This is a genomic window from Mesorhizobium sp. J8 (genome assembly GCF_016591715.1).
Classification (GTDB): domain Bacteria; phylum Pseudomonadota; class Alphaproteobacteria; order Rhizobiales; family Rhizobiaceae; genus Mesorhizobium.
Genome location: NZ_AP024109.1, coordinates 5,725,135 through 5,751,717, shown reverse-complemented (window position 1 = coordinate 5,751,717; position 26,583 = coordinate 5,725,135). Strand labels below are relative to the sequence as shown.

The 26,583-nt window shown below is 64.2% G+C and carries 21 protein-coding genes; 6 read left to right on the top strand and 15 right to left on the bottom strand.

All coding sequences use genetic code 11. The features are described from left to right. Window positions 1-9: 9 nt before the first annotated feature. Genes MJ8_RS27525 through MJ8_RS27495 form a run of 7 tightly spaced genes read right to left on the bottom strand, consistent with a single transcriptional unit; the run spans window position 10 to window position 8,204 of the window. Entirely contained in the window at window positions 10-711 is a 702-nt protein-coding gene (locus MJ8_RS27525; protein WP_201411752.1) for a response regulator transcription factor, read from the bottom strand. Then, window positions 708-3,431 (bottom strand): sensor histidine kinase, encoded by a 2,724-nt coding sequence (locus MJ8_RS27520; RefSeq protein WP_201415605.1) that lies wholly within the window; start codon window positions 3,429-3,431, stop codon window positions 708-710. Before MJ8_RS27520 ends, MJ8_RS27525 begins: the two co-directional genes overlap by 4 nt. 54 nt (window positions 3,432-3,485) lie before the next feature. Beyond that, window positions 3,486-4,049, bottom strand: coding sequence for a potassium-transporting ATPase subunit KdpC (kdpC, locus tag MJ8_RS27515; protein ID WP_201411751.1), 564 nt, complete (start codon window positions 4,047-4,049; stop codon window positions 3,486-3,488). An 11-nt stretch (window positions 4,050-4,060) separates the two neighbouring features. Further along, window positions 4,061-6,154 carry a potassium-transporting ATPase subunit KdpB gene (kdpB, locus tag MJ8_RS27510; protein WP_201411750.1) on the bottom strand — a complete coding sequence of 698 codons (2,094 nt, stop codon included), beginning with the start codon at window positions 6,152-6,154 and terminating at the stop codon, window positions 4,061-4,063. After that, the gene (locus tag MJ8_RS27505; protein WP_201411749.1) at window positions 6,151-6,381 is read right to left on the bottom strand and encodes a hypothetical protein; all 231 of its coding nucleotides are present in this window, start codon (window positions 6,379-6,381) and stop codon (window positions 6,151-6,153) included. Before MJ8_RS27505 ends, kdpB begins: the two co-directional genes overlap by 4 nt. A 7-nt stretch (window positions 6,382-6,388) precedes the next feature. Continuing rightward, window positions 6,389-8,092 (bottom strand): potassium-transporting ATPase subunit KdpA, encoded by a 1,704-nt coding sequence (gene kdpA, locus MJ8_RS27500; RefSeq protein WP_201411748.1) that lies wholly within the window; start codon window positions 8,090-8,092, stop codon window positions 6,389-6,391. A gap of 22 nt (window positions 8,093-8,114) precedes the next feature. Continuing rightward, window positions 8,115-8,204 carry a K(+)-transporting ATPase subunit F gene (locus MJ8_RS27495; protein ID WP_040990279.1) on the bottom strand — a complete coding sequence of 30 codons (90 nt, stop codon included), beginning with the start codon at window positions 8,202-8,204 and terminating at the stop codon, window positions 8,115-8,117. A 382-nt stretch (window positions 8,205-8,586) separates the two neighbouring features. Here MJ8_RS27495 and MJ8_RS27490 point away from each other — a divergent pair, with 382 nt between their 5' ends. Continuing rightward, on the top strand, window positions 8,587-9,123 hold the full coding sequence (locus MJ8_RS27490; RefSeq protein ID WP_201411747.1) for a hypothetical protein: 537 nt from the start codon (window positions 8,587-8,589) through the stop codon (window positions 9,121-9,123). On the opposite strand, the gene MJ8_RS27485 is transcribed toward MJ8_RS27490, so the two are convergent. From MJ8_RS27485 to MJ8_RS27465, 5 genes are all read right to left on the bottom strand, one after another. Next, a complete protein-coding gene (locus MJ8_RS27485; RefSeq protein ID WP_201411746.1) occupies window positions 9,106-10,560 on the bottom strand; it encodes an amidase in 1,455 nt (484 codons plus the stop codon). The genes MJ8_RS27490 and MJ8_RS27485 overlap by 18 nt on opposite strands. A gap of 204 nt (window positions 10,561-10,764) precedes the next feature. Next, window positions 10,765-11,856 (bottom strand): Gfo/Idh/MocA family protein, encoded by a 1,092-nt coding sequence (locus tag MJ8_RS27480; protein ID WP_201411745.1) that lies wholly within the window; start codon window positions 11,854-11,856, stop codon window positions 10,765-10,767. Window positions 11,857-11,927: 71 nt separating this feature from the next. Further along, window positions 11,928-13,100 carry an ABC transporter substrate-binding protein gene (locus MJ8_RS27475; RefSeq protein WP_201411744.1) on the bottom strand — a complete coding sequence of 391 codons (1,173 nt, stop codon included), beginning with the start codon at window positions 13,098-13,100 and terminating at the stop codon, window positions 11,928-11,930. 78 nt (window positions 13,101-13,178) lie between these two features. Then, window positions 13,179-14,027, bottom strand: coding sequence for an ABC transporter permease (locus MJ8_RS27470; RefSeq protein ID WP_201411743.1), 849 nt, complete (start codon window positions 14,025-14,027; stop codon window positions 13,179-13,181). Then, on the bottom strand, window positions 14,024-14,857 hold the full coding sequence (locus tag MJ8_RS27465; RefSeq protein WP_201411742.1) for an ABC transporter ATP-binding protein: 834 nt from the start codon (window positions 14,855-14,857) through the stop codon (window positions 14,024-14,026). Before MJ8_RS27465 ends, MJ8_RS27470 begins: the two co-directional genes overlap by 4 nt. Before the next feature lie 276 nt (window positions 14,858-15,133). Here MJ8_RS27465 and MJ8_RS27460 point away from each other — a divergent pair, with 276 nt between their 5' ends. Together MJ8_RS27460 and MJ8_RS27455 are read left to right on the top strand one after the other, a co-directional pair. Further along, window positions 15,134-16,081 carry a MurR/RpiR family transcriptional regulator gene (locus tag MJ8_RS27460; RefSeq protein ID WP_201411741.1) on the top strand — a complete coding sequence of 316 codons (948 nt, stop codon included), beginning with the start codon at window positions 15,134-15,136 and terminating at the stop codon, window positions 16,079-16,081. Between the two features lie 193 nt (window positions 16,082-16,274). Continuing rightward, entirely contained in the window at window positions 16,275-18,065 is a 1,791-nt protein-coding gene (locus tag MJ8_RS27455; RefSeq protein ID WP_201411740.1) for an NAD(P)/FAD-dependent oxidoreductase, read from the top strand. 34 nt (window positions 18,066-18,099) lie between these two features. On the opposite strand, the gene MJ8_RS27450 is transcribed toward MJ8_RS27455, so the two are convergent. Further along, window positions 18,100-19,323: an amidohydrolase/deacetylase family metallohydrolase gene (locus MJ8_RS27450; protein WP_201411739.1), complete on the bottom strand. Its 1,224-nt coding sequence runs from the start codon at window positions 19,321-19,323 to the stop codon at window positions 18,100-18,102. A 31-nt stretch (window positions 19,324-19,354) separates the two neighbouring features. Further along, on the bottom strand, window positions 19,355-19,720 hold the full coding sequence (locus MJ8_RS27445; RefSeq protein WP_040990259.1) for a RidA family protein: 366 nt from the start codon (window positions 19,718-19,720) through the stop codon (window positions 19,355-19,357). Window positions 19,721-19,905: 185 nt separating this feature from the next. Between MJ8_RS27445 and MJ8_RS27440 the strand changes: the two genes are divergently transcribed. Beyond that, window positions 19,906-20,391, top strand: coding sequence for a hypothetical protein (locus MJ8_RS27440; RefSeq protein ID WP_201411738.1), 486 nt, complete (start codon window positions 19,906-19,908; stop codon window positions 20,389-20,391). Between the two features lie 159 nt (window positions 20,392-20,550). On the opposite strand, the gene MJ8_RS27435 is transcribed toward MJ8_RS27440, so the two are convergent. Then, entirely contained in the window at window positions 20,551-20,805 is a 255-nt protein-coding gene (locus MJ8_RS27435; RefSeq protein WP_201411737.1) for a hypothetical protein, read from the bottom strand. 265 nt (window positions 20,806-21,070) lie between these two features. Here MJ8_RS27435 and MJ8_RS27430 point away from each other — a divergent pair, with 265 nt between their 5' ends. Continuing rightward, window positions 21,071-22,564 carry an ATP-binding protein gene (locus MJ8_RS27430; protein ID WP_201411736.1) on the top strand — a complete coding sequence of 498 codons (1,494 nt, stop codon included), beginning with the start codon at window positions 21,071-21,073 and terminating at the stop codon, window positions 22,562-22,564. A 467-nt stretch (window positions 22,565-23,031) separates the two neighbouring features. After that, window positions 23,032-26,574 (top strand): beta strand repeat-containing protein, encoded by a 3,543-nt coding sequence (locus tag MJ8_RS27425; protein WP_201411735.1) that lies wholly within the window; start codon window positions 23,032-23,034, stop codon window positions 26,572-26,574. Window positions 26,575-26,583: the final 9 nt, after the last annotated feature.

The window sequence follows — 26,583 nt, the reverse complement described above, 5'->3', positions numbered from 1 at the left end:
CCGGTCGCCTTATTCGTTCATGTCCGCCTCGCGCAGGCGATACCCCACGCCCGTCTCGGTGATGATGTAGCGCGGCTGGTCCGGGGTCTTTTCGATCTTCTGCCGCAGCTGGCGGACATAGACCCTCAGATATTGCACGTCGGTCGAATCGTTCCAGATCTGCTTCATCAGGAACTGATGGGTCAGCACCTTGCCGGCATATTGCACGAGGATGCGCAGTATGTCGTATTCCTTGGGCGACAGCTTCACGTCCTTGCCCTCGACCTTGACGATGCGCTTCACCAGGTCGACGGAAAGGTCGCCGGTGTGGAACACCGGCTTCTCGCCCTGCTGCTGGAACTTGTGGCGGAGCGCCACGCGGATGCGCGCGACGAGCTCGTTCATGCCGAAGGGTTTTGTCACATAATCGTCGGCGCCGAGCTCGAGCGCCGCGACGATACCGGCCTCGTCGGTGCGGCTGGAGAGGATGACGACCGGAATATCGAGGCCGTCGCCTCGCCATTTGCCGAGCAGTTCGGTTCCGGTCATGCCGGGCAGGCCGAGATCGAGCAGGATCAGGTCGGGCCGCTCGGCCTGCATGAGTTCGATCGCCGCCTTGGCGTTCGGCGCCTCGGAGACCGAATAGCCCTGGCTGCCCAAGCCGACGCGCAGCAATTTGCGGATCGGCGGCTCGTCGTCGACGACCAGAATGGAGACGGTCTGATTTGTCATGCCGCATCGTCCGTAAGGGGTGCGCCGAGCGCCGGCAACTCGGCCGGCACCGGCATGCGGATGGTGAAGATCGCGCCTGGCCGGTCGGCGCGGTTGGCCGCCGCGATCGTGCCGCCCATCGCCTCGATGAAGCCGCGGCTGATCGACAGGCCGAGACCGGTGCCGGCGCGCACCTGGTCGCGTTTGCGCACACGGTAGAAGGTATCGAATATCCGCTCCAGGTCGTCCGGCGGGATGCCCGGCCCCTCGTCCATCACCTGCAGGATGACGGCGCCGCGGTCGACCCAGGCCTGCAGACGGATGGCCGAGCCCGGCAAGGCGTATTTGGCGGCATTGTCGAGGAGGTTGAACAGGGCCTGCTCGAACAGAACCGGATCGAGCCGCAGCATCGGCAGGTCGGCCGGGATGTCGGTCTCTATCCTGTGCTCGGCGGTGATCTTCCGCGCCCGGTTCAACGCCGAGCCGACGACATCGCCGACATAATGGAGCGCGTAGTTCGGTTCCATCGCGCCCGACTCGATCCTGGTCATGTCGAGCAGGTTAGCGATGAAGCGGTTCAGCCGCTCGGACTCGTTGACGACCGTCGACAGAAGCTCGGCGCGATCCTTTTCCGGCAGCGCCGGCGCGAATTCCTTCAGCGTGCCGGCCGCGCCCATGATCGCGGCAAGCGGCGTCTTCAGATCGTGCGAGATGGAGGTGAGCAGCGCCGAGCGCAGCCGATCGGCCTCCGCCGCCAGCCTGGCGCGGTCGACGTCGGCGACAAGCTGGATGCGCTCGATGGCGACCGCGGCCTGGTCGGCCAAGGCGTCGAGCAGGCGCTGCTGCTCGGGTGTGAGCAACGGCCCCTGCTTGTCGTCGTCGAGGCCAACGACGCCGACAGCGGTCCGTCCGGTGCGCAGGGGAAGGTAGAGACGCTTTGCTCCCGGCAGCGTGTCGGCGCCACGCCCCGCGGGCCGATCGTGCTCCCAGGCCCAGCGCGCGGCGGCGATATCGGCCTCGGCCAGGCTGTCGTCCGGCGGATAACCGGCCTTGACGGTGATGGTGCCGTTCTCCGGCAGCAGCAGAACCACGCGGACCTTCAGCATAGAGGCGATCTGGAAGGCGGTGGCCCACAGCACGTCGTCGAGCGTGCCGGCGCCGGCGAGCTTCTTGGAGAAGGAATAGATGTCTTCGGTGGCGCGGGCTCGCGAGCGCGCGGCGACCGCCTGGCGCTGGACACGAGCGGTGAGGTTGCTGGCGATCACCGCGACGGCGAGGAAGACCATAAAGGCGACGATGCTTTCGGGATCCCTGATCGTCAGCGTGTAGCGCGGCTCGAGGAAGAAGAAGTTGAAGGCGAGCGCGGAGAGGAAACAGGCATAGAGGGCCGGCCAGAGCCCGAAGGTCACGGCTGCGGTCAGCACCGCCAGAAGCAGGACGCTGGCGAGATTGCGGACGTCGAGGAACTGGTCGAGGATCGAGCTGACGGCCACCGCGCCGGCGACATAGATCGTCGAGAACAGATAGGGCCAGACCTGGAACGGCTTCTGCTCGGGCGCCGCCTTGACCCGCGCCGATGGCGTTTCGCCATCGCGCTCGGCGCCAGAAATGACATGGACGCTGATGTCGCCTGCGTTGCGGATCAGGTCATAGGTGAGCGAACCCTCGATCAACTCACGCCAGCGCGACCGCGTCGGCCGACCGATGACGATATGGGTGAAGTTGTTCGCCGTTGCGTGGCGCACGATGTCCTGGGCGACGTTCTGGCCGGGAATGGTGGCGATCTCGGCGCCGAGCTGTTCGGCGAGGCGCAGGTTCCTGGCCAGGCGATCCTTGCCTTCCTCCGAGAGGCCGGCGAGCCGTGGCGTATCGACATGCAGCGCCGTCCAGGGCGCGCGCAGCCGGTCGGCGAGCCGGCGCGCATAGCGGATACGGGCCGCCCCGCCGGGCTGCGAGTCGACGCAGACGAGCACCCGCTCGCCCGCCGCCCAGGGACCGGGAATGGCGTGCGACTGCATGTGGTTGAGCAACTGCTCGTCGACGCGCTGGGCGGTTCGGCGCAGCGCCAGCTCGCGCAGCGCCGTCAGATTGCCCGGCGAGAAATAGTTCTCGATGGCGCGCTGCGCGGTGTTGGGAAAATAGACCTTGCCGTCCTCAAGCCGTTTGATCAGGTCATTGGGGGTGAGGTCGATGACCTCGATGTCGTCGGCCTCGTCGATGACGGAATCGGGAACCGTCTCGCGCACCCTGACGCGGGTGATCTGGGCGACGACATCGTTCAGGCTCTCGACATGCTGGATGTTGAGCGTGGTGTAGACGTCGATGCCTTGCGCAAGGATTTCCTGGACGTCGAGATAGCGTTTCGGATGCCGGCTGCCGGGGGCGTTGGTGTGGGCAAGCTCGTCGACCAGGACGAGCGCGGGGCGCCGCTTCAGGATGGCGTCGATGTCCATCTCGTCCAAGGTCTGGCCGCGATAGTCGACCAGGCGGCGCGGGATCACCTCGTAGCCGTCGACCAGGGCCTGGGTTTCCTTGCGGCCGTGCGTCTCGACGACGCCGATCACGACATCGATGCCGTCGGCGAGGCGGGCGCGGCCGGCGGTCAGCATCTCGTAGGTCTTGCCAACGCCGGGCGCGGCACCCAGGAATATGCGCAGGCGGCCACGGCCTTCGCGCTCGGCATGCTCCAGCAGCGCGTCGGGAGAAGGGCGATTCTCGGGGTCGGTCCTGTCGTCCGGCATCAGTCCAATCATGAATTGCGCCGGGGAGCGTGTCGATCCCCGGCGCTGAGCAGATTACTTCAGGTCATCCAGCGCCAGGTTCAGCGCCAGCACATTGACCGTCGGTTCGCCAAGAACGCCAAGCTCGCGATCCTCGACATGGCTGTCGACGAGCGCCTTCACCTTGGCCTCGTCCATGCCGCGGGCCTTGGCGACGCGCGGCACCTGGAAATAGGCGGCGTCGGGGCTGATGTCGGGATCGAGGCCGCTGCCGGAGGCGGTTACGAGGTTCATCGGCACCGGTGCGTTCAGGTTTTCGGCCTTCAGCTTCTCGGCATCGCCCTTGATGCGCTCGATGAGCTTGGGATTGGTCGGGCCGAGATTCGAGCCGCTGGAGGACGTCGCATTGTAGCCGTCGCCGGCAGCCGAAGGCCGGCCGTGGAAATAGCGGTCGCCGGCGAAAGCCTGGCCGATCAGGCTGGAGCCGATCACCTTGCCATCCCTTGTGATCAGGCTGCCATTGGCTTGTTTCGGGAACAGCGCCTGAGCGATGCCGGTCATGCCGATCGGATAGATCAGGCCGGTCAGCACCGTGAAGAAGACGATCATGACAAAAGCGGGTCTGAGTTGCTTGAACATCGGGATAATCCTTAAGCGAGGCCGAGAGCCGTGACGATCAGGTCGATCGCCTTGATGCCGACGAAGGGCACGACGATGCCGCCGAGGCCGTAGATGAGAAGGTTGCGGGTGAGCAGCGAGCCCGCGCCGATGGCACGATATTTCACGCCTTTCAGCGATAGCGGGATCAGCGCGATGATGATCAGCGCGTTGAAGATGATGGCCGACAGGATGGCGCTCTGCGGCGTCGCCAGATGCATGATGTTGAGCGCCTGCAGCGGTCCCGTGGACTGGCCGGGCGCGACGTAAAAGACCGCGAACATCGCCGGGATGATGGCGAAGTACTTGGCCACGTCGTTGGCGATCGAAAAGGTGGTCAGCGAGCCGCGCGTCATCAACAGCGCCTTGCCGATCTCGACGATCTCGATCAGCTTGGTCGGATCGCTGTCTAGGTCGACCATGTTGCCGGCTTCGCGCGCGGCGACCGTGCCGGTGTTCATAGCGACGCCGACATCGGCCTGGGCGAGCGCCGGCGCGTCGTTGGTGCCGTCGCCGCACATGGCGACCAGCTTGCCCTTGGCCTGCTCCTCGCGGATCAGCGACAGCTTGTTCTCGGGCGTGGCCTGGGCAAGGAAGTCGTCGACGCCGGCTTCGGCGGCAATGGCCGCCGCCGTCAGCGGATTGTCGCCGGTGATCATCACCGTGCGGATGCCCATCTTGCGCAGCTCGGCGAACCGCTCGGCTATGCCGCCCTTGACGATGTCCTTGAGGTGAACGACGCCGAGCAGGCGTCCGTCGCGCTCGACCGCCAGCGGCGTGCCGCCGGCCTTGGCGATCTCGTCCGCAACGGCCTGAAGATCGCGGATGGTGTCGCTTGTCGGGCGCGTGCCATGGGCGGCGACGATCGCCTGGTTGACGTGATTGAGCACCGCATCGACCGCGCCCTTGCGCACCGACGAGCCGTCGATGTCGACGCCGCTCATGCGGGTCTGCGCGGTGAAGGGCACGAAGGTCGCGTGCAAGGTCGCCATGTCGCGGGCGCGGATGCCGTATTTCTCCTTGGCCAGCACGACGATCGAGCGGCCTTCCGGCGTCTCGTCAGCGAGCGAGGCGAGCTGGGCCGCGTCGGCCAGCTCCTGCTCGGTGACGCCCTTGACCGGACGGAACTCGGTCGCCTGGCGGTTGCCGAGCGTGATGGTGCCGGTCTTGTCGAGGAGCAGCGTGTCGACGTCGCCGGCGGCCTCGACGGCGCGGCCGGACACGGCAAGCACGTTGAAGCGCACCAGGCGGTCCATGCCGGCGATGCCGATGGCCGACAGCAGCGCGCCGATCGTGGTCGGGATCAGCGTGACGAACAGCGCGACGAGGATCGTCACCGGGATATAGCCGCCCGAATAGGAGGCGAAGCTCGGGATGGTCGCGGTCGCCAGCACGAAGACCAGCGTCATGCCGACCAAGAGGATGTTGAGTGCAATCTCGTTCGGCGTCTTCTGGCGCTCCGCGCCCTCGACCAGCGAGATCATGCGGTCGAGGAAGGTCTGGCCGGACGCGGCGGAAATGCGCACGCGGATCCAGTCGGACAGCACCTGGGTGCCGCCGGTGACGGCCGAACGATCGCCGCCGGATTCGCGGATGACGGGGGCGGATTCACCGGTGATCGCCGCTTCGTTGACCGAGGCCACGCCCTCGATCACCTCGCCGTCGGAGGGGATGATGTCGCCGGCCTCGACCAGCACGACATCGCCGACCTTCAGGCTGGTGCCCGGCACCAGCCTGAATTTGGTGCGATCGCCGTTGGCGAGCAGCTTGGCCTGGGTCTCTGTGCGCGCCTTTCGCAGCGAGTCGGCCTCCGCCTTGCCGCGGCCTTCGGCAACGGCCTCGGCGAAATTGGCGAACAGCACGGTGAACCACAGCCAGATGATGATCTGCAAGGTGAAGCCGAGGTCGCCGCTGCCGGCGACCAGGTCGCGGATGAAAAGAACGGTGGTGAGCAGCGAGACGACCGCCACAACGAACATCACCGGATTACGGACCAGCGTGCGCGGATCAAGCTTGCGGAAGGCGCCGCCGATGGCGGGCACCAGAATGCGCGCATCCATAATAACAGTGGATTTGGACTGGCTCATTTTTGGGCTCCAGTATCGGTTATGTTGGACGGCGCCGGGTGTTCGGTCTTCGGAAACAGGTGCGGAAGGCCGACGGCCAGCAGCCACAGCACGAGCAGCGCGGCCGCCATGCCGAGAAAGGTTGAAAGCGTCGGGAAAGGACGAGGCTTCTCGTCCCTGCCGTCGTCGGGCGCTCCGTCACCGGCCTGGTGACGGTCGTTGCGACGTATGTCGTTGAAGCGGGGCATGGTCATCTCAGAAGGTCTGTCCATGGATCATCGCCAGGTGCTCGACGATCGGACCGACGGCGAGCGACGGGAAGAAGGTGAGGCCGCCGACGATGATGATGACGCCGACCAGCAGACCGACGAACAGCATGCCGTCGGTCGGGAAGGTGCCGGCGGAGGCGGGTACCGTCTTCTTGGCGGCAAGCGAACCGGCGATGGCCAAAGCCGGGATGATGACCAGGAAGCGGCCCATCAGCATGCCGACGCCCAGCGTGATGTTGTACCAGGGCGTGTTGCCGGTGAGGCCGCCGAAGGCCGAGCCGTTGTTCGCGGCCGCCGAGGTATAGGCATAGAGCACCTCTGTGAAGCCGTGCGGGCCGCCATTGGCCATCGAAGCGACGGCGCTCGGCAGGACCACGGCGATGGCCGTGAAGATCAACATCGCCAGCGGCAGGCAGAGGATGGCGAGCATCGCCATCTTGACCTCCTTGGCCTCGATCTTCTTGCCGAGATATTCCGGGGTGCGGCCGACCATCAGGCCGGCGACGAAGACGGCGACGACGACGAACATCAGGATGCCGTAGAAGCCGGCGCCGACGCCGCCGACGATGACTTCGCCGAGCTGCATGTTGATCAGCGGGATCATGCCGCCAAGCGCGGTGAAGCTATCATGCATGGCGTTGACGGCGCCGCAGGAAGCAGCCGTGGTGATGACGGCGAACAGCGCCGACGCGGCGATGCCGAAGCGCGTCTCCTTGCCTTCCATGTTGCCGCCGTCGGTGCCGAGCGCATGGACCAGCGGGTTGCCCGCGGCCTCGGCCCAGTAGCAGATGGTGACGCCGACGAGGAACAGCACGCCCATCGAGGCCAGGATAGCCCAGCCCTTGCGCTCGCTGCCGACCATGCGGCCGAAGACGTTGGTGAGGCCGGCGCCGAGCGCGAAGATCGACAACATCTGGATCAGGTTCGAGATCGCGTCCGGATTCTCGAATGGATGCGCGGCGTTGGCGTTGAAGAAACCGCCGCCGTTGGTGCCGAGCATCTTGATGGCGACCTGCGAGGCGACCGGTCCAAGCGCGATCGTCTGCTTGGCGCCTTCCAGCGTGGTGGCGTCGACATAGGGCCCAAGCGTCTGCGGGATGCCGAGCCACACATAGGCGAGCGTCAGCACGATGCACATCGGCAGGAGGATGTAGAGCGTGCAGCGGGTCAGATCGACCCAGAAATTGCCGATCGATTTGCCCGAGGCGCGCGCGAAACCGCGGATCAGGGCGATCGCGATGGCAATGCCGGTGGCGGCCGAGACGAAATTCTGCACGGTGAGGCCGGCCATCTGCACGAGATACGACATCGTGCTTTCGCCGCCGTAGTTCTGCCAATTGGTGTTGGTGACGAAGCTGGCGGCGGTGTTGAAGGCGAGCTGAGGGTCTACCGCGCTCATCCCGGCGGGATTGTAGGGCAGCACGCCCTGAAATCGCTGCAGGGCATAAAGCACCAGGAGGCCGGCCAGGTTGAAGAGCAGCATGCCGGTCGCATAGACGGCCCAGTGCTGTTCTTCCTTCTCGCTGGTTCCGGCGAGGCCGTAGAGGCCGCGCTCGATCGGAACGAGCAACGGCGACAGAAAGGTTCGGTCGCCGCCGAAGACGCGGTACATGTAGAAGCCGAGCGGCTTCACGAGCAAAGCCAAGATCCCGCAAAAGATAAGGATCTGTATCCAGCCATTGAGTGTCATGATGTGACCTTCCGTGCGCCGATCAGAAGCGTTCTGGGCGGATGAGCGCGTAGGTGAGATAGGCGAGCAGGAACAAGGTCACCGCGCCGCCGAGAATGTAATCGAGAAGCATTATCCGGCCTTTCCGCTCAGATGACGTCGCAGGCTTTGACGTAGGCTAAGGACAGGGCGAAGAACAAAATCCCGATCCCGAGAACTATGAGGTCCATGGCAGGTCTTCCTTGTTTCCACTTTGTGTTTGCCGGCTCGCGATGGCGGGCTCAGAACTGCGCGCGGATGCACGTCACCTTGGCGGCGACGGCGATCAAAGCGTTTTTCGAAGGAAAATATGGACCCGATCGCCATAAAGGTTCGAGACGGGGCGGATGGGAAAGATATAGGAATTTTATAGGGGTTTTGGCCGGCTACGCGGTCGCGTCACTGACTGCCTGATTGGATGGCGTAAACCCATATCGTGCTTAAAGCCGTGAACTTCTGATGATTAGGTAACCGACATGTCTGTGCTGGAAGGCGAGAAGTCGAGCGAGCCGCTGGAATCCAAAACCATAAGAGGCTCACGGGGCAAGGCGGCTTTATATCTTCTTGCGTGTGCAGCTTTCGTCTGGGCAGGATTAACGATTACACCGGATAACGAGTTTCACCGCCTCTTGGCATGGGTTGGTTCGGTGCTCTTTGGGCTAGGTCTGCCCCTCTTTAGCTGGCTGGTAATTCGCCCCCAATCCCTGCTGCTGAGCAGCGACGGGTTTATTTTAAGTGGCGGGTTGATCCTTTCTCCAAGGCAAGTTCTTTGGACAGACATTGACGGCTTCTTCGTCTACAGATTGCCCAGGGGCGCCAAAGCGATTGGCTATAATTTTCGCTCGCCTGTCAGAGGCGCATTGCCATCCAAGCCGGGCGGCAGAAGGTTCGGAGTGAAACGCTTGCTGCCCAGTGGGTGGCCGTTGTCGACCGAAGAGATGGTCGAAACCCTGAACCGTTACCGGCTCCAAGCATTAAGTCGTCCACTGCCATTGTCAGGTGGGGAAGGATAATCCAAATTCCGGCCGCCGGTCCTTCCACGGCATCTCGCCTTCCAGCTGCGATGATAGCGCCAGCACCGTCGCCTCGTCGCCGTAGCGGCCGACGAGCTGCACGCCGACCGGCACGCCGCCGGCCGATTGCCCGAGTGGCAGCGAGATCGCCGGCAGGCCGGAGATGTTGAAGGGGAAGTTGAAGACCGCGTCGCCCCATTTGGCGTTGTAGCGGTCGAGATCGGTTTCCGACATGTCGTAATAGCCGAGCGGGCGAGGCAATTGCGTCAGCGTCGGGGTGATGAAGATGTCGTACGAACTGAGGTCGCCGACGATGTCGCGGCCTATCAGCCTCAATTGCTCGACATCGGAAATATGCTTGATGCCGCTGGTCGCGCGCCCGCGCTGGATGATCGCCCAGGTCAACGGTTCGACATCGTTCGGCGTAACGGGCCGGCCGACGAGCGTTTCGAGGAAATCGAAGGTCGCGGCCGTCTGCACGCAGGTCATGTCGGTGTAGGTCTTCCATACGGCGTCGGCATCGAGCGGCATGTCGTGCCGCTCGACGTCGTGGCCGAGGCGTTCGAGCAAGGCGACCGCGGAGAGCACGGTCGCTTCGACCTCAGGGTCCACCGTCGTGCCGTTGGGCGGCGTGACGGTGAAGCCGATGCGCAATTTCTTCGGGGCACGCGCGGAAAGGTTCAGCCAACTGTCGCTGGGAACCGGTGGCGTGTAGGGGTCGCCGGGCAGGGCGCCGGCGACCGCGTCGAGATAGGCGGCGGTGTCGCGTACCGTGCGCGAGCAGCAGAGGAAGTAGGCGCCGCCATACCAATAGTCACCGAAGGGGGCGAGGCTGACGCGACCGCGCGACGGTTTCAGCCCGACGATGCCGCAGCAGGAAGCCGGCACGCGGATCGAGCCGGCGCCGTCGCTGGCTTCGGCGATCGGCACCATACGCGAGGCAATCGCGGCGGCGGCGCCGCCGCTCGACCCGCCCGGCGTGATGCCTTCCTTCCACGGGTTCTTCGTCGTGCCGTAAAGTTTCGGCTCCGTGGTGATCGACCAGCCGTTCTCGGGCGCGTTGGATTTACCGACGAGCACCAGTCCGGCCGCCTTTATGCGGCGCACCACCTCGCTGTCGGAATCGGCGACGAAGTCCTTCAGGTAGAAGCAGGAGTTGGTGTTGGGCGCGCCTTTCCAGGACGAGGCGAGCTCCTTGAGCAGATAGGGCACGCCGGCGAAGGGCGCGGTTTTGTCGACCGTCGGCGCCTGGGCGCGGGCCATGTCGTAGAGACGATGGATGACCGCGTTGAGCGAGGGGTTCAGGCGATCGATCATGGTGATCGCCGCTTCGACCAGCTCGGCCGGCGAAACCTCGCCGCGCTTCACCAGGTCGGCGAGCGCCAGCGCGTCCGAGTTGGTGTAGGTTTCGAGCAAGCTCTTCGAGATCGCTGCCATGGTGTTCCTCCCGTTAGGTTCTTGCTGAAGGCAAAGGATGGCTTGCGGACTCACCCTCACCCAGCCTCGCTTCGCTCGGCTGACCTCTCCCCGGTGCGGAGAGGAGATTGTCAGCGCCGGCGCTTCCCTCTTCTCCCCGCCGGGGAGAAGGTGGCCGCGAAGCGGCCGGATGAGGGGGCTGGCGCTACCGTTGACCGAGAAACCTCAGGCCAACTCGACGGTCCGCTTCTCGGCGATGCTCTGCTCGGCCGCCAGCACAATGCGCAGGCTGTTGACCGCGGCATCCATCTGCTCGGTCAAATCGAGGTCCTCGCGAATGGCGCGCAGGAAGAAGGCCTGCTCGCGGTCGCAGAGTTCCTGATGCCCGGGCTCGTCCTCCATGCTGACGATCTCGTCGGGCCTGGCAAAATTCTTGTCGCCGTCCACCTGCGCATAATGGATCTTCAGCGCGTCGGTCTTGGTGTGGCGGTCGATATCGGCAGAATCGGACACCTCCTCGGCGTCCTTGGCGCTGCTTGCCCCCTGACCGGCGACGATCGAGACGGCGCCCTTCGGGCCGACCACGTCCTTCACGAAATAGGCTGTCTCGCTCATCATCGGACCCCAGCCTGCCTCATACCAGCCGACCGAGCCGTCATCGAAGGTGACGTGCAAATGGCCGTAATTCTGCTTGTCGGCCTCGGCCCAGAGCTTGGCGCCGATGCCGTGCACGCGCACCGGCTTGGCGCCGGTCAGCTGGCACATGACGTCGACATAGTGCACGCCGCAGTCGACGATCGGGATCAGCGAGTCGATCAGGTTCTTGTGCCAGTGCCAGGCGGTGCCGCTGCTCTGCTGGTTGAGGTTGAGTCGCATCACCAGCGGCTTGCCGAGCGTCTTGCCAACCTCGATGAATTTGATCCAGGACGGGTGGACGCGCAGGATGTAGCCCAGCACCAGCTTGCGGTTCTTGGCGCGCGCCGCGGCCACCACCTTCTCGGCATCCGCGATGTTGGTGGCCAAGGGCTTTTCCATGAACACATGGCAGTTGGCGGCGATCGCCTTCAGCGCGTATTCGGCATGGGTGTTCGGCCAGCTGTTGATGGAGACCGCATCGGGCTTCGTCTCCTTCAGCGCCAGGTCGAAATCCTCGTAGAGCGGATAGCCGGCGAGCTCGTTCGGGATCTTCTTGTTGCTCTTGATCGTGCGGCTCATGATGCCGACGATCTCGAAGCCTTCGGAGCGGTGATAGGCGCTGGCATGCGAAGCGCCCATATTGCCCAGACCAACCACCAGAATTTTCACTTTGTCGGCCATCGAAGCCTCCCCAATGCTCTTTGAACGGATGCGGGCGGCGTCTCGCGCCGCCCGGTGGTCATGGCGTCTGACTACTTAACGGCGGAGTCGAACAGGTGCGCCTTGATCTTCTCGACGTCGAGCGCGGCGAAGCCTTCCGACAGTTTTGCGCCGTCGGCATCAGCCTTGACCTTGGCCTTGTCGAAGTCGTTGGCGGCCGGGATCAGGTCGTTGGTGCAGACGTCCTCGGCCTTCACCGGTGCGGTGATCTGGCCGATCTTGAGGATCTCGTCGAAGAAGCCTTGCCAACTCGCCATGTCGTGCGAGCCCCAGCCGCCGCGCTTGTCCATGTCGCCGCGGAAGACGTTGATCTGCTGCAGGATCGAAGTGGTGCCGAGCTCGGGGCCGAGGTTCTTGGCCAAAGTCGGGAACTGCTCGAACACCGCTTCGACCGCGGCGCGCGGGTTCTGGTAGCCGAATTCGAGGCCCATCGCCCAGCCGCGCAGGTATTTCTCCAGGAAGGCCTTCTTGTCGGCATCCTCGAGGTCGGCGGCGCGCACGACGAAGGTGTTGGCGGGCAGCTTGGAATTCTGCACGCCCAGCCAATATTCGAAGTCGAGGCCCTTGGCGATCCATTCGGCGCGCAAGCCTTCCCATGACAGCGCCGCATCGCCCTGGCCGCCGGCAAGCGCCGTGCCCCAGGTCGGCCAGCCGGCCTCGACATATTTCACCTTCTTGATGTCCACGCCCTGGGCCGCCAGCAGCGGATCGACGATCGCCTGCCAGGCGGCGGAGCCGAGCAGGATGGTCTTGCCCTCGAGGTCCTTGAGGTTCTTGGTGCCCTGGCCCTTGCGGAAGGCGATGCTGAAAGTGTCGCGGGCGCCCATGTGGAAGACGGACTTCAGCTTCATGCCGTTCTGGATGGCGAAGGAGAAGACGCCGGGCGAGGGGAAGCCCATGTCGGCCTGGCCGACATCGACGAACTTCACCGTCGCGGTGCCGTCCGACGGACCAGGTTGCATGTCGGTGTTGAGGTCGCCGAAATAGCCGGCTTTCTTCGCCGACCAGTAAGGATAGTCGTCCAGCACTTCGAGCGTGCCGCGCGGCGAGATCCAGGTGAATTTCTCATAGGCCGCGGCTCTGGCCTTCAGGCCGGACGCGCCGAGCGCTGAGGCGGTCACGACACCTGCGGCCGTCACCTGCAGGAAATAGCGGCGGCTGATGCCGGCCGGAGCACTGGAATTGATCGGATTGTCGTTGGTCATGGCATTCCCCTTTTGTTGATTGCCCTTTTATCGATCGCTTGCCTTTCGCCCGCCTCCCGGGCGACTCCATCCTCGCGCTCACGTCTCCCAGCTCGCCCATTTCTTGCCGATCAGGAAGAACAGCACGTAGATCAGGATGCCGAGCGTCGACAGGATCAGCACCACCGCGAAGAATTGCGGCATCTGGATCATCGACGAATAGGAGGTCAGCCGGTTGCCGAGGCCGAAGCCGCCGCCGACCATCTCGGCGCCGACGGCGGTGAGCAGGCCGAAGATCGCGCCGATCATCAGCCCGACCAGGATCATCGGCAGCGCCATGGGCGCTCTGATCTTCCAGAAGATCTGCAAGGTGCTGGCGCCATAGGAGCGGGCCAAGGCGATCTTGGCACTGTCGACGCGGCGGAAACCGGTGGCGGCGTTGATCATCACCATCGGGCCGGCTGCCAGCGCGACGGCGATGATGCGCGGCGTGTAGCCGAAGCCGAAGCGCAGGATGAGCAGCGGCACCAGCGCCAGCATCGGTGTGGTGACGAGGATCAGGATATAGGGCGCGACGATCTTCTCGGCGAAGGGAAACTGGGTGATCACCGCCGCCATCACCAGGCCGACAACGGCGCCGATGGCGAAGCCCGAGACAAGCTCGACCAGCGTGTAGCCGAGATGCGGCGCGATCAGCGGGAACTCGTCGAAGAGAGCGTAAACGATCGAGCTCGGCGGCGGCATGATGTATTGCGGCACGTGGAAGACGCGCAGCGCCAGCTCGATGCCGCCGATGATCACCACGGCGACGGCGAGGATAGCCGCCACCTCGGCGCCGGACTTGATACCGGGCCCGCTGGCGAAGGCGGACAGGTTGGTCAGGCTGACATCCTGGCCGTCGCCCGACTTCGCCTTGGAGAATTCCGGAATGGCGTCGCCCCCGCTCACGGCCTGATCCTCACGATTTCAGCGCTCTTGTGCTCCGGCTGTTCCTGGGCCTTCGGCCTCCGCTCGCCGACGATGTCCATCTTGATCTTGTTGGTGAGGTCGAAGACTTCTTTCGTCGCCATGATTTCCAGCGAACGCGGGCGCGGGAACGGCACGTCGTAGACCTTGGCGACGCGGCCGGGCCGCGTCGTCAGCACCACGACGCGGTCGGAGAGGAAGATCGCCTCCTCGATCGAGTGGGTGATGAAGACGATGGTGGTCTTGGTGTCGAGCCAGATCTCCTCGACAAGGCGGTTCATCTCCTCGCGGGTGAAGCTGTCGAGCGCGCCGAAGGGTTCGTCCATCAAAAGCACCGAAGGCTTCAGCGCCAGGGCGCGCACGATCGCGGCGCGCTGCTGCATGCCGCCGGAAAGCTCGCGCGGGAACTTGCCGCCGAAACCGTCGAGCCCGACGCGGTTGAGCAGATGCGCGATCCAGGCGCGGTCGGGCTTCTCGCCCTTGATCTCGAACGGGAAGTTGATGTTGGCGTCGAGATTGCGCCAGGGCAGGAGGTTCGCTTCCTGGAAGACGATGCCGATCTCGGGGCGCGGTCCAGTGATCTCCTTGCCGTCGAGCAGGATCGCGCCCGCGGTCAGGCGATGCAGGCCCGACATCGACCACAACAGCGTGGTCTTGCCGCAGCCCGAGGGCCCGACGATCGAAACGATCTCGTTGGATTGCACATCGAGGCTGCAGCGATCCAGCGCCAGAAGATCACCGGAGCCCGTCTGATAGACCTTCGTCGCTGCCTGCACGCCGAGCTTCGGCGTTCTTGCGCTTGCCGTACTCATGCTCCCCCTCGGAGACTGCGCGATGGGTTGCCGGAGGCCCCATCTGTCCGCAAAATCAGTCTGTAACTATCCTACTTTACTGTCAAGCGGCGACAAATGACGGAGGCAATCAGCTTCAATCACCTCTTACCTAAGCATCTGATTTTCAATTCATTTGTGATCCCTTGCGGTGTGTGTTACTTTCCTACATACTCGTTTCGGTTGATTGCCTATGGCCAGCAGGCGGATAATCGCGAAAGATGACAGGTCCCGAAGCGGGCTGGGGAGGACTGGCCAATGACCGAAGCTGACAGCCAGGCGTTGCGAACGACGGACGAGGATGGCGACCGGCACGACCATGCCAGGCGCATTCCCGATATCATCTCGCAGGTGAAGGACAGCTATGCGGAACTGCGGCCGGCCGAGCGCCGCGTCGCCGATGTGGTGCTCGACGACGTCAAATATGCGGTCGATGCTTCCAATGCCGCACTTGCCCAGCGCGCCGGGGTCAGCGAGCCGACGGTGACCCGTTTCTGCCGTGCCATCGGCTGCGAAGGCGTGCGCGATTTCAAGCTGAAGCTGGCGCAGAGCCTCGTCGTGGGCGCGCTTTATCTCGCCACCAAGCCGCAACCTGCGAACAGCGACAGCGGCATGCCGTTCTGGAATGCCGTCTTCGGCGAGGCACGACGCGCGCTTCAGGAGGCGGAGCGGCAGATCGATCCCGGGCAGTTGCAAAAGGCGGCGGAGCTGATCGCCAAGGCGCGTCAGGTAACGGTGTTCGGCCTCGGCGGCAGCTCGTCGGCGCTGGCGCAGGAGACACAATACCGGCTGTTCCGCTACGGCATCACCATCAGCGCGCAATGCGATCCGTATCTGATGCGCATGACCGCGTCGACGCTGAAGCCCGGCGACCTGGTCATCGCGATCTCGGCGACGGGGCGCACGCGCGAGGTGATCGAAGCGGTGGAGCTCGCCAAGCACTACCGCGCCAACGCGATCTGCGTGACGGCACCCGACACCGAACTGACACGCGTCTGCGACGTGCGGTTGACGATGGCTGTTCCGGAATATCCCGATACGCTGAAGCCGACCGCTTCGCGCTACGCTTTCCTCGCTGCCATCGACCTGCTGGCGGTGGCGACCGCTTACAGGATCGATGGCCCGGCGCGCGAGACCGTGCGCCGCATCAAGTACAACGCCCAGATTCATCGGACAGGCAAGGAGATGGAGCCGCTGGGAGATTGAGGCGATCGATATTCAGGTGAGGCCGGCCTGCAAATGGCGGTTTCCTGCGCTTCCGGTGCTCACGTACTTTAAGTACGCTCCGCTCCGGTTCTCGGAACCCACCATTTTCGACTCGGCCTGACCTGAATCTCGACCACTGGCAAGGCCGCTAATTGCGACCAGCCGTTCGATTATATTCGGAGGAAGGACAAAAATGCTCGACATCGCACCATCGCAACAGGCGGCAACCTGGCTCGGTTCATTCGGCCGGGCGCTCGAGGCCGGCGATATCGGGGCGGCGACGAACCTCTTCGTCGAGGATTGCTATTGGCGCGATCTTTTGACCTTCACTTGGAACATCAAGACCATGGAGGGTCAGGCCGCGATCCGCGACATGCTGAAGGCCACGCTCCACGCGGTTCAGCCGTCGCATTGGCACCTGTCGGGCGAGGCGAGCGTGGACGACGGCGTCATCGAAGCCTGGTTCACCTTCGAGACGGCGGTCGCGCGCGGCGAGGGCATCCTGCGGCTCAAGGACGGCCGCTGTCGTACGCTGTTCACGGCGATGAGCGAGCTGAAGGGGTTTGAGGAGAAAAAAGGCCCGGCTCGGCCGCTCGGCATCCGCCACAAGGCCGACCCCAAGCGAGAGACCTGGGCGGAAGCGCGGGCGCGGGAGGCGCGCGATCTCGGCGCGCATGAGCAGCCCTATTGCCTGGTGATCGGCGGCGGGCAAGGAGGCATCATGCTCGGCGCCCGGTTGCGGCAGCTCGGCGTGCCAACCCTCGTCATCGAGAAGAACGCGCGCGCCGGCGATTCCTGGCGCAACCGCTACCGCTCGCTCGTGCTCCACGATCCGGTCTGGTACGACCATCTGCCTTATATTCCGTTCCCGGAAAACTGGCCGGTCTTCACGCCCAAGGACAAGATGGGCGACTGGCTGGAAATGTATACCCGCGTCATGGAGCTGAATTATTGGGTCGCCACCAAATGCATCAGCGCCGCCTATGACGAGGCCGAAAAGGTCTGGACCGTGGTGGTCGACCGCGTCGGCCAGCGCATTACGCTGAAGCCGAAGCACATCGTCTTCGCCACCGGCGCCTACGGGCCGCCGCGGCAGATCGAATTGCCGGGCGCCGAGAGCTTCAAGGGCGAGCTCCTGCATTCCAGCCAGTATTCCACGGGCGAGAAGTTCCGCGGCAAGCGTGTCGCGGTGATCGGCGCGGCAAGTTCGGGCCACGATGTCAGCGTCGACCTCTGGGAAGCGGGCGCCAAGGTCACCATGATCCAGCGTTCGCCGACGACCGTGGTGAAATCCGACACGCTGATGGATGTCGGCTTCGAAATCTTCTCGGAGAATGCGCTGGCGCGCGGCATCACCACCGACAAGGCCGACATGATCGTGGCCTCGACGCCGTTCGCCCTGGTACCAAAGGGCCAGCGGGCGCTCTACGATGTGATCCGGGCGCGCGACGCGGATTTCTACAAGCGTCTCAGCGCCAGCGGCTTCGCCATCGATTTCGGCGAGGACGAAACAGGATTGTTGATGAAGGCCTATCGCACCGGCTCGGGCTATTACATCGACGTCGGCGCCTGCGAGCTGATCCTCAACGGCGAGATCAAGGTGAAAAGCGGCGTCGGCATCAAGTCGCTGACGCCGAACGGCATCCTGTTCGAGGACGGCAGCGAGCTTACCGTCGACGCGATCGTCTGCTGCACCGGCTACCAGTCGATGAACGAGACGGTTGCGGCAATCGTCTCGCGCGGGGTCGCCGACAAGGTCGGCCCGTGCTGGGGCCTTGGCTCCGGCGTGAAGGGCGATCCCGGTCCGTGGCAGGGCGAGCTGCGCAACATGTGGAAACCGACGGCGCAGGAAGCGCTGTGGTTCCACGGCGGCAATCTGGCGCTGTCGCGCTTCTACTCGAAATATGTGGCGCTGCAGCTCAAGGCGCGCATGGAGGGGATTGCGACACCGGTTTATGGCGAGCCGAGCAATGCGAGGCGGTAACGCGCGATCTCCCCTCTTGGAGGAGATCGGCCGATCACTTCCCAAAATGCCTGGCCGCCACATCCACATGCGTATGACCCGCATGCGCCTCGAAGCGCTCGGTCTCATTGTGGTCAGGCGCGTCGTTCGGCCACCATTTGCCGGCGATGGCGATGCCGTTGGAGACCAGGCGCTGATCCGCGACCAATGATGCCCCGACGGCGTCGACAAAGGTGAAGCGGCCAGGTTGCTGCTTCAGCACCGCGACGTCGCCGATGCCGCCGACCTTCAGCACACCGAGCTCGGGACGGGCAATCGCCCGCGCGGGATCAACCGTTGCCGCGCGCAGCACCTCGGGCAGCGGCATGCCGAGCGCCATGAGCTTCGACATGCAGACGAGAATGTCGAAGGCCGGGCCGTCGACGCAGTAGAGATGCACGTCGCTCGAGATGACGTCGGGCACCAGGCCTTCGGCGAGCATCGCCTTCGCCACCTCGAAGTCGAAGGAACCCATGCCGTGGCCGATGTCGAAGATGACGCCGCGCTCGCGCGCCAGCCGCATGTCCGGCCGCACCGCGCCCGACGCGAAGACCGGCGCGTTGGGGAACGGCCGGAAGCAGTGGGTGAGGATATCGCCGCGGCGCAGCCTGGGCAGCACTTCCGAACGGCCCGGCGGCGGTTCGTCGATATGCGCCATCAGCGGCAGGCCGACCTTGTCGGCGGCTTCGAGCGCGAGGTCAACCGGCGCGATGCCGCTGGTACCCCCAGCATGCTTGCCGGAGCGGACTTTCACGCCGACGACGACATCGGCATGCTCGCGCACCGCGGCAACCGTCTCGCGCGGCTCGCAGAGCCTGAGGTCGCTGCATTCGCCGACGGACACGGTCTTGGCGAAGCCGAATATGCCGGCAAAGGAGATGTTGACGTAAGCGAGGATGCGGACCTTCGAGCGCTCGATGACGTGGCGGCGGAAGCCCAGGAAATTCCCGGCGCCGGCGCTTCCCGCGTCGATGAAGGTGGTGGTGCCGCTCTTTGCGGCGAGCCGGTCGGCATCGACGCCGAGCGAAGTGCCGCCCCAATAGACGTGGCTGTGCAGGTCGACGAGGCCAGGCGTGACGATGCAATCCCTGGCATCGACCACCTGCGTGGCATGTTCGGCATCGATGGCGGCATCGATCGCGGCAACGCGGCCATCGGCGATGGCGATGTCGCGCTGCGCGTCGAGGCCCGATGCGGGATCGATGACACGCCCGCCCTTGATCAGGAGATCGAACTGCATCGGTGCTCTCCCTGCTACTGCGTGTTCGCGATCAGACCGGCCGGTAGGCGACGGCCTCGACCTCGATCTTGATGTCGATCATCAGGCGCGACTCGACGGTGGTGCGCGCCGGCGGATCCTTGGGGAAATGCTTTGCGTAGACGGTGTTGAATGTGCCGAAATCGCGCGCATCCTCCAGCCAGACGGTGGTCTTCACCACATCGTCCATGGTGCAGCCGGCTAGCGCCAGCGCCGCCTTGACGTTCTGCAGCACCTGCTCCGTCTGCTCGGCGATGCCGCCCTTCACCACCAGCCCGTCACTGCCCACCGGCACCTGGCCGGAGACATAGACGAAATCGCCGGCGCGCACGGCGGGCGAGAGCGGAACGTGGGATTTTCCAAAGCACTGCTTGGGCAAGTGAGCCTCCTTGTCGACGGATGGGAACCGGTCAAACAGCCGTCTACGCCTGTCGCCACGATCCTCATAGAGCCAATGTCGGAAAGCAACATTTTTTCGAAATCCATGTTGCTTTATTACAGAAGCCTGAGCATCTTGCGGTCGGCGCCGCTTCCGGCCGCGCAGACACAGGAGGGAGATCCAGCATGACCTTCGACAAGAACCCGTTCCCGGAAGGCGATGCCGACCGTTACGCGCTGTGGGAAATGCTGGTGCGGCGCGACATCGATGCCTTCCTTGGTCAGGACTGGTCGATGGTCGAGGACGATTTCATCGTAGAGAGCTTCTTCGGCATGCATGCGCATTTCCTCAGCAATGCCGATGCCTGGCGGCTGCAGTTCCCGAGGCTCGAAATCTATCGCGACGAATGGCTGCGTCAGGCCAAGGAAACCGCGGCAACGAAATTCGCCGAGCCGCTGCGCGAAGCGCTGTTCCGCGTCACCAACATGCGCGACATCGACGTCGATGGCGACCGCGCGGTGCTGCACAAGAAGTTCGACGGCTCGGTCGCCAAGGCCGATGGCGGCGTCGACCGGCTGAAGTGGCAGACGCTCTATTTCTGCCGCAAGGTCGGCGGCCGTTGGAAAATCGCGGGCTTCGTCGGTTACATGCCGCATCCGCTGGGAAGCTAGATGGGGTCCGTCGGGCGGCGCGCCTGCGTTGCCAAAGTCGCCCGTTTTGAGCTTAGCCGAAGCGCCTGTTGGTTTGTCATTCCAAGGTCTACGCGCTTCGCTTCGCTCCTTGCTCGGCCCGTGAATGACGACGTTGGGAAGCTTCAGCCGACGGGCTCGCTATGACAGCCGCGGCAACCTCTCATCGGGCGAGCGATGATCGAAGATGACGCCCATGGTCTTACCAACGGCGGCCATGACGATCAGCTCGACCAGATGGTCGTCGCTGTCCTCGCAGGTGGGGTCCGATTGTCGGATGACATCGAGCATCGACCGGGTCGAGATCGTGTCGCCGGCGCGAAAATTTGAAAGAGCAGACGAAACAAGGTCTTGCACCGTCAGGTCTGTGACCGGCACTTCCACAGCGATGTTCATTGGCCTCCTCCTGCCATGAACCCTCTCTTGGAAAGATGATACGCCAATGGCTGGATTGCGCCAGCGAAATGGTGGTCCGACCAGTGCGATTGCCGACAGCCTGCCGCCATTCGCCCCATCGGGACGAACCGACCCTCGCCCACGGGGACGAAACGAGCTCGCCCATAGATGTGGAACACCGTGTGGCCCGGCGCCGGCCGCGCTCGACGTGCCGCGCTCCGGTTGCTAAGTCCGGGGCGCGCAGGGAGACGATCCGAATCGAGACATGACCGTTGCAATCGAGATGGGGCAGACCACGGCAGGCGCGCCGGTGGCCCTCGACCTTGAGGAATTGCTGGCAACCCGCCTGCTGGTGCAGGGCAATTCGGGCTCCGGCAAGTCGCATCTCTTGCGCCGGCTGCTCGAACAGAGCGCACCCTGGGTGCAGCAGACCATCATCGATCCCGAAGGCGACTTCGTGTCGCTGGGCGAACGCTTTGGGCATCTGGTGATCGACGCGGAGGAGCATACCGAGCGTGGCCTGCAGGCGGCCGGCGAGCGGGCGCGCATCCATCGCGTCTCGACGGTGCTCAATCTCGAAGGGCTCGATGCCGAAAACCAGATGCGGCGCGCCGCCGCCTTCCTCGGCGGGCTGTTCGAGGTCGCGCGCGACCATTGGTATCCGATGCTGGTGGTGGTCGACGAGGCGCAGCTCTTCGCGCCCGCCGCCGCCGGCGAAGTCTCCGACGAGGCGCGCAAGCTCTCGCTGGGTGCCATGACCAATCTGATGTGCCGCGGCCGCAAGCGCGGGCTTGCCGGCATCATCGCCACGCAGCGGCTGGCGAAGCTTGCCAAGAACGTCGCGGCGGAAGCCTCCAACTTCCTGATGGGCCGCACCTTCCTTGACATCGACATGGCGCGCGCGGCCGATCTGCTCGGCATGGAGCGGCGCCAGGCCGAAGCTTTCCGCGACCTGGAGCGCGGCCATTTCATGGCGCTTGGGCCCGCCTTGTCGCGCCGCCCGCTCAGCGTGCGCATCGGCCAGACCGAGACCAGCCCGCGCAACGGCACGCCGCGTCTGATGCCGCTGCCGGAAGCAGCGCTCGAGGATGCGCGCTCGATCATTCTCGCCGCGCCGCCGCCGGAGACGGTCAGGCCGCAGCGCCGGCCTTCGCCGGACCTGCTCGACCAACTTATGGCGGCCAAGGTCGCGCCGCTGGACATCCGCCCCGAGCCGGCGGAGCCGCAGCCGAGCGCCGAGGATCTCGCCGAGCGGCGCGAACGGATGGACCGCATCCTGCGCGCCATCCTGGCCGAGCCCGATGCGGGCTTCCGCGTCATCGGCGTGCTCTACCAGGAGTTCGTGGTCCGCTGCCGTATCGAAGGGCTTGCCTCGGTGGTGCCCGACCTTTCGGAATTCCGCCGCATGCTGACGCGGGCGCGTGCCGGCGTCGGCTCCGACATGGCCGAGGATGATGCGTGGCGGGACGTTGCGGTGCGGGCTTCGCTGCTGCCGGAGGACATGCAGGGCGTGTTCATGATGATCGCCCGCGCCGCCAAGGAGGGCTGGCCATGCCCGAGCGACGCGGCGATCGCCCGTGCCTACGGCTCGCATTCGCTGCGCCGCGCGCGCCGTCTGCTCGATTATATCGAGGAGCAGGGGCTCATCGTCTGCCAGGTCGACGGTGTTGGACGGCGTACCGTGACGCTGGTCGAACTCGCCTGGGCGACGGCGCCGGGCGACCCCAATGCCGCCGAGCAGGACAGCTTGGCCGGCTGAGATCGAAAGATACTGGCGGCCAGGCCTGGCGAACCAGCATTGCGCCGTGGTTGACGGCCAGCCACTTTGTCCGGTTACGCGCGGCACGACATATTTCGATATCATTTCCAACAGAAATGGCAGCGACCGAGCAATGGTGGAGTCAACGTCGCGCCATCAAAACACGCTGCGCCGGATGGACGCGGGCCGCACTTTAAGTCGTTGTTTTGATGCACATCATTCGCCCAAAACGCAGCTCGCTTTGGAGGATTGTATGCATCAATCGACAGGCTCGCAGGTTTGTTAAATGTCTAATGAATCGTTAATATTAGCAGACAATATATATCCCGTTATGGTTTCCAAATCATAAAAAGCTAATATACCTGACTATAGGTATGCCTGTCCCGCGATTGCGGCGACCGAGGGGGGTACGCCAGCAAAGAGCATTTTGGGCACGAGTGCGCGAGCGCTCGTAAAGGGGGTTATTCATGTCTGTCGGTGACATCAAAGTCTTTACTATCAATCAGAACGGCTTCGTGCTGTCGGTCCAGGCCGTGGACGTGGGCGGTGGTAAAACGGAGTTCGTCATTACTTCACTGCAGGGCAAGGGAGACCTCAACGCGATCTGGTGGTCCGATGGCGATTCCACGGTCGACGGTAATATTACCCTCGCGAAGTCGGACAACTCGCTCAACATGAACGGCACCGGAATCGTGTGGGATGGCTATGACTACCTTTCCAGCGCGGGCCTCGGAAAGCTCGGGGAGAGCAAGTCCACATTCATCAGCCAAGGTGAGACGCTGACTTATACAGGCAGCGTGAGTTTGACCGACATCAGCACCCTTGGGATCCGCGCGACGAGCGTGAACGGCGGTGACAGCATCAAGGGCGTCGACACCAGCGCGGACCACACCTACACGCTGCCCACCGTTTCGATCGGCGATAGCTCCGTCACGGAGGGCGGCAATGCCCAGTTCACCATCAGCCTGAGCAATGCCTATGCTTATGACATCAAGGTCTCCTATGGCACGGGCGATGGCACGGCAGCGGCCGGTTCCGACTATACGGGTACCAGCGGGTATGTGATCATTCCGGCTGGTCAGACCACGGCCACGGTGACCGTGCAGACGATCGATGACTACTACAAAGAGGCAAACGAGACTTTCAATGTTACGCTCAGCGGCGCGACAACAAATGTTCTCGGGACCAACGTTAACGTAGGCATCACCGACGGTAACGGCGTCGGCACAATCACCGATGACAAGGATACCACCACCATTACGCTCAGCGCTCCGGCGGCGGTGGACGAGGGCGGTTCGATCACCGTCACGGCGACTGTCGACCATCCGCCGCAAGGCGACCTCGTCATCGCGCTGTCGAACGGCGAGACCATCACCATTGCCAACGGCCAGACCAGCGGCCATGTGACCTTCGCTGCGCCGGCCGATGACGTCTACAATGATGGCAGCACGCTGACCCTTGGCATCAACGGCACGAGTGGCGGCAACTACGAGCAACTCGACACCAGTCACACCGCGACGGTGACGGTCCACGACACCACGACCGACGCGACGGTCGACCTCAGCGCCTCGACGGTCACCGAGGGGGCGGCTGCCAACTATGTGTTCACGGCGACGTTGAGCAATGCCTCGCAGGGCGTCACCACGGTCCACACCGACCAGGGCGACATCACCATTGCCGACGGCCAGACCACCGGCACGCTGACGATTGCGTCAGGCAATGGCGAGGACGTCTATGTCGATGCCTCCCACCTGACGGCCACCATCGTCAGCACCTCGGGCGGCAACTTCGAGCACCTGGTGGTCGGCACCGGCACGGCGACGGCCAACGTCACCGACACCACGACCGACGCGACGGTCGACCTCAGCGCCTCGACGGTCACCGAGGGGGCGGCTGCCAACTATGTGTTCACGGCGACGTTGAGCAATGCCTCGCAGGGCGTCACCACGGTCCACACCGACCAGGGCGACATCACCATTGCCGACGGCCAGACCACCGGCACGCTGACGATTGCGTCGGGCAATGGCGAGGACGCCTATGTCGATGCCTCCCACCTGACGGCCACCATCGTCAGCACCTCGGGCGGCAACTTCGAGCACCTGGTGGTCGGCACCGGCACGGCGACGGCCAACGTCACCGACACCACGACCGACGCGACGGTCGACCTCAGCGCCTCGACGGTCACCGAGGGGGCGGCTGCCAACTATGTGTTCACGGCGACGTTGAGCAATGCCTCGCAGGGCGTCACCACGGTCCACACCGACCAGGGCGACATCACCATTGCCGACGGCCAGACCACCGGCACGCTGACGATTGCGTCAGGCAATGGCGAGGACGTCTATGTCGATGCCTCCCACCTGACGGCCACCATCGTCAGCACCTCGGGCGGCAACTTCGAGCACCTGGTGGTCGGCACCGGCACGGCGACGGCCAACGTCACCGACACCATCGACACCACGGCAATCACGCTGGACGACGTCAGCGTCAACGAGGGCGCCGGCACGGCGACGATCACCGCCCATGTGGCCAATGCCGTCACCGGCTCGGATTTGGTGATCAGCCTCGACAATGGCGCCAGCGTCACCGTCGCGGTCGGCGCTACCAGCGGTGTCTCCACCGCCTTTGCGGTCGCCGACAACAATGTCTATGGTGACAGCATCAACTACCAGGTCGGCGTCAGCGGCACCAGCGGCGGCAACTTCGAGGCGCTCGACACCAGCGACAAGGCGACGGTGACGGTCCACGACAACGACTCGCCGCCTAGCTTCTCGATCAACGACGTCACGGTCAGCGAGGCGGACGGCACCGTCACCTTCACGGTCACCAAGACGGGCGTGACAGCTCTCCCGGCCACAGTGGACTATCAGGTCGCGCCTGGCACTGCAGTGGCCGGCGGCGACTACACCGCCGGACCCGACGCGCTGAGCGCCACGCTCAGCTTCACGGCCGGCGAAACGAGCAAGACCATCACTCTGACGATCGTCAACGATGCGGTGTTCGAGCAGACGGAGCAGTTCTACGTCAACCTCAGCAACCCAACCAATGCGACGATTTCCGACAGCCAGGGGGTGGGTACGATCACCGACAACGACCCAGGCGACCTCGGCGGGCCGACTGGCATCGATTTCATGCCGACGCAGACCGGCAACAATGCGCTTCTGGGTCATTTCATCCAACTGGGTGATCCGGACGCAACGGACACCTTCACCTTCAGCTATTCGGCCACCTCCAACAACGCTCTTCCGGCGTCGAATGTCACGGTCGACTCGGGTGGCAATCTGACGGCCAATCAATCGAACGGGGCCGTCATCGGCGACTACAATGTCCACGTGACTGTCACCGATCAGGCGAACAACACAACCAGCGCGGATTTTCACGTGCTTGTCGGGGCTAACGCAAACACCAGCGATACTCTCTCCGGCGGAAGCGGCAGCGATATCGCTGCCGGCTACAATGGCAGCGACACGCTGTCCGGCGGCGCCGGACGCGACTATCTGCTCGGCGGTCAACAGGACGACATTCTGAGCGGCGGGGGCGGCAACGATGTGCTCTTGGGCGGCGGCGGAAATGATCAATTCCGGATGATCGCTCCGAGCTCGAACGGCACCGACACCATTCTGGACTTCGCTGTCGCGGGCCACACGATTGGTCTGCAGCAGGGGGCGAGCAGCTGGAACGCGGCCAATACCATCGCGACTGCTGCCGGTGCCGGGCTCAGCGCCTCCGACTATCAGAACCGCAACGCCATCACCAACATCGCGGTTGGCGACACCAACAAGGTGGTGGAAATCCAGACAGCCCAGACCAACGCGCAGATCGTCAACGGCACAGCGGGTGCGGCCAATGCCTATGTCGCCGTCTTCAACAGCGACACCGGCAAGGGCGAACTCTGGTACGACAACAATTGGAGCGATACGACGGGCCGCGTCCACGTGGCGACGCTGGACGACGTGACGAGCTTGACGCAGCTGCTTGGGCTGGACAACAGCAAGTTCATCGAGTGGACTTGAGCGGAGATG

Excerpts from the sequence above, each read along its gene's own strand:
- MJ8_RS27455 (WP_201411740.1), top strand. The coding sequence starts at position 16,275 with ATGCTCGACATCGCACCATCGCAACAGGCGGCAACCTGGCTCGGTTCA.
- MJ8_RS27450 (WP_201411739.1), bottom strand. The coding sequence starts at position 19,323 with ATGCAGTTCGATCTCCTGATCAAGGGCGGGCGTGTCATCGATCCCGCA.
- MJ8_RS27440 (WP_201411738.1), top strand. The coding sequence starts at position 19,906 with ATGACCTTCGACAAGAACCCGTTCCCGGAAGGCGATGCCGACCGTTAC.
- MJ8_RS27490 (WP_201411747.1), top strand. The coding sequence starts at position 8,587 with ATGTCTGTGCTGGAAGGCGAGAAGTCGAGCGAGCCGCTGGAATCCAAA.
- MJ8_RS27525 (WP_201411752.1), bottom strand. The coding sequence starts at position 711 with ATGACAAATCAGACCGTCTCCATTCTGGTCGTCGACGACGAGCCGCCG.
- MJ8_RS27465 (WP_201411742.1), bottom strand. The coding sequence starts at position 14,857 with ATGAGTACGGCAAGCGCAAGAACGCCGAAGCTCGGCGTGCAGGCAGCG.
- kdpA (WP_201411748.1), bottom strand. The coding sequence starts at position 8,092 with ATGACACTCAATGGCTGGATACAGATCCTTATCTTTTGCGGGATCTTG.
- kdpB (WP_201411750.1), bottom strand. The coding sequence starts at position 6,154 with ATGAGCCAGTCCAAATCCACTGTTATTATGGATGCGCGCATTCTGGTG.
- MJ8_RS27475 (WP_201411744.1), bottom strand. The coding sequence starts at position 13,100 with ATGACCAACGACAATCCGATCAATTCCAGTGCTCCGGCCGGCATCAGC.
- MJ8_RS27495 (WP_040990279.1), bottom strand. The coding sequence starts at position 8,204 with ATGCTTCTCGATTACATTCTCGGCGGCGCGGTGACCTTGTTCCTGCTC.
- kdpC (WP_201411751.1), bottom strand. The coding sequence starts at position 4,049 with ATGTTCAAGCAACTCAGACCCGCTTTTGTCATGATCGTCTTCTTCACG.
- MJ8_RS27520 (WP_201415605.1), bottom strand. The coding sequence starts at position 3,431 with ATGCCGGACGACAGGACCGACCCCGAGAATCGCCCTTCTCCCGACGCG.
- MJ8_RS27480 (WP_201411745.1), bottom strand. The coding sequence starts at position 11,856 with ATGGCCGACAAAGTGAAAATTCTGGTGGTTGGTCTGGGCAATATGGGC.
- MJ8_RS27430 (WP_201411736.1), top strand. The coding sequence starts at position 21,071 with ATGACCGTTGCAATCGAGATGGGGCAGACCACGGCAGGCGCGCCGGTG.
- MJ8_RS27435 (WP_201411737.1), bottom strand. The coding sequence starts at position 20,805 with ATGAACATCGCTGTGGAAGTGCCGGTCACAGACCTGACGGTGCAAGAC.
- MJ8_RS27460 (WP_201411741.1), top strand. The coding sequence starts at position 15,134 with ATGACCGAAGCTGACAGCCAGGCGTTGCGAACGACGGACGAGGATGGC.
- MJ8_RS27485 (WP_201411746.1), bottom strand. The coding sequence starts at position 10,560 with ATGGCAGCGATCTCGAAGAGCTTGCTCGAAACCTACACCAACTCGGAC.
- MJ8_RS27425 (WP_201411735.1), top strand. The coding sequence starts at position 23,032 with ATGTCTGTCGGTGACATCAAAGTCTTTACTATCAATCAGAACGGCTTC.
- MJ8_RS27505 (WP_201411749.1), bottom strand. The coding sequence starts at position 6,381 with ATGCCCCGCTTCAACGACATACGTCGCAACGACCGTCACCAGGCCGGT.